Annotated in this window: 1 protein-coding gene; it reads left to right on the top strand. The window is 78.6% G+C overall.

The window, feature by feature from the left end; genetic code table 11:
* The first annotated feature begins 165 nt into the window (after nucleotides 1–165).
* Nucleotides 166–2,310: a primosomal protein N' gene (locus ACFXPK_RS32750; RefSeq protein ID WP_385007926.1), complete on the top strand. Its 2,145-nt coding sequence runs from the start codon at nucleotides 166–168 to the stop codon at nucleotides 2,308–2,310.
* Nucleotides 2,311–2,420: the final 110 nt, after the last annotated feature.

Genomic DNA, 2,420 nt, shown 5'->3' on the forward strand with positions numbered 1-2,420 from the left:
CAACACCCCCGCCGCCTGCGCTTTGTTTTTCACCCCCCCGCCCCCCCCACACCGAGAGCGGTGTCCGGGGCCCCGCTGTCGTCGGTCGCGGCGGGCGCCGGTGGGTACGGCGGACAGGTCTCCGCGGGTGCGGAACTGTCAGTGGTGTCTGGTAGGTATGAAGCTGTGAGCAGCGACGACGAGCGGCCCGACGAGCCCGCCGGTGGTGGGCCCGAGCAGCTTGCGCTCATTCGGGAGAGTGTGCGGAAGGCGAAGGTGCCGCGGGCCAAGCCGCGGACGTGGCGGGGGGCCGCGCTGGCCGGGGGGTTGCCGGTGGCGCGGGTGGTGGTGAACAAGGGGGTGCTCCATCTCGACCAGTTCTTCGACTACGCCGTGCCCGAGGAGCTGGACGAGGCCGCGCAGCCCGGGGTGCGGGTGCGGGTGCGGTTCGGGGCCGGGGCGCATCAGGTGCGGGGCGGGCGGCGTGAGGGCGGGCGGCTGATCGACGGGTTCGTGGTCGAGCGGCGCGCCGAGTCGGACTACGCGGGGCCGCTCGCCGCGCTGGCGGGTGTGGTGTCCACCGAGCCCGTGCTCAGCGCCGAGCTGCTGGGGCTGGCCAGGGCCGTCGCCGACCGGTACGCGGGGAGCCTCGCGGATGTGCTCCAGCTCGCCGTTCCCCCGCGGAACGCGCGGGCGGAGGGGAAACCGTCGCCCGACCCGGCGCCGCCGCCCGCCGCGCCGGAGCCCGGGAGCTGGGAGCGGTACGCGAACGGGCCGGCGTTCCTCGGGGCGCTCGCCGGGGGCGGGGCGCCGCGGGCCGTGTGGACCGCGCTGCCCGGACCGCTCTGGGCGGAGGAGCTGGCGCGCGCCGTCGGCGCGACGCTCGCCTCCGGGCGGGGCGCGCTCGTCGTCGTCCCGGACGGGCGGGTCGCCGCGCGGGTCGACACGGCGCTCACCGCGCTGCTGGGCGAGGGGCGGCACGCGCTCCTGACCGCGGAGGCGGGGCCCGAGAAGCGTTACCGGGAGTGGCTGGCGGTACGGCGCGGCGCGGTGCGGGCGGTCGTCGGGACGCGCGCCGCCATGTTCGCGCCCGTCCGTGACCTGGGACTGGTCGCGATCTGGGACGACGGGGACTCCAGCCACAGCGAGCCGCACGCCCCCCAGCCGCACGCCCGCGAGGTGCTGCTGCTGCGCGCCGCGCACGACAGGTGCGGCTTCCTGCTGGGCGGTACGGCGTGCACGGTCGAGGCGGCCCAGCTCGTCGCCACGGGGTGGGCGCTGCCGCTGGCGGCCGAGCGGGAGCAGGTGCGTCACGCCGCCCCGCTGGTGCGCACGATCGGCGACGGCGAGCTGGCCCGCGACGAGGCGGCGCGGGCCGCCCGGCTGCCCAGCCTCGCCTGGCAGGCCGTCAGGGACGGGCTGAAGAGCGGCCCGGTGCTGGTGCAGGTGCCCCGGCGCGGCTATGTGCCCCGGCTGGCCTGCGAGTTGTGCCGTACACCGGCCCGCTGCCGGCACTGCGCGGGGCCGCTGGAGGCGCCCCGCGAGCGGGAGCTGCACTGTGGCTGGTGCGGGCGCGAGGAGACCGGCTGGCACTGCGCGGCCTGCGGAAGCCCCCGGCTGCGCGCGCGGATCGTGGGGGCGCGGCGTACGGCGGAGGAGCTGGGCCGGGCGTTCCCGGCCGTCCCGGTCCGCACGTCGGGGCGCGACCATGTGCTCGACTCCGTGCCGGGGCGCCCCGCGCTCGTGGTGAGCACGCCGGGCGCCGAGCCGGTCGCGGAGGGCGGGTACGCGGCGGCGCTGCTGCTCGACGGCTGGGCGATGCTCGGCCGCCCCGATCTGCGGGCGGGCGAGGAGGCGCTGCGCCGGTGGACACAGGCGGCGTCGCTGGTCCGGGGGCAGGGCGAGGGCGGCACGGTGGTCGTGGTCGCCGAACCGACGCTCCGGCCGGTGCAGGCGCTGGTCCGCTGGGACCCGGTGGGGCACGCGCGGCGCGAGCTGGCGGAGCGGGCCGAACTGGGGTTCCCCCCGGTGTCGCGGATGGCCGCGGTGACCGGGCCCACGGAGGCGGTGGGGACGTTCCTGGCCTCGGCCGGACTGCCGGGCGACGCCGAGGTGCTGGGGCCCGTACCGCTGCCGCCGGGCGATCCGGGCCGGCCGCGCAGACCGGGCGATCCGCCGCCGGGGGAGCGGTGGGAGCGTGCCCTGCTGCGGGTGCCGCCGGGCAGCGGCGCCGCGCTGGCCGGGGCGCTCAAGGCGGCGCAGGCGGCGCGGATGTCCCGGGGCGGTGGCGATCCCGTACGGATCAGGATCGATCCGCCCGACATCGGCTGAGCGGAGGGGGACGGAGGGGACGGAAGGCGGAGGGCGGACCGGTCGGGCGCGGCGGTGGGGGCGGGGGGCGGCCGGGCCCCCCCCCCCGTCAACTGCCGAACCTGATGAAG

Source organism: Streptomyces sp. NPDC059142 (genome assembly GCF_042755665.1).
GTDB lineage: Bacteria > Actinomycetota > Actinomycetes > Streptomycetales > Streptomycetaceae > Streptomyces.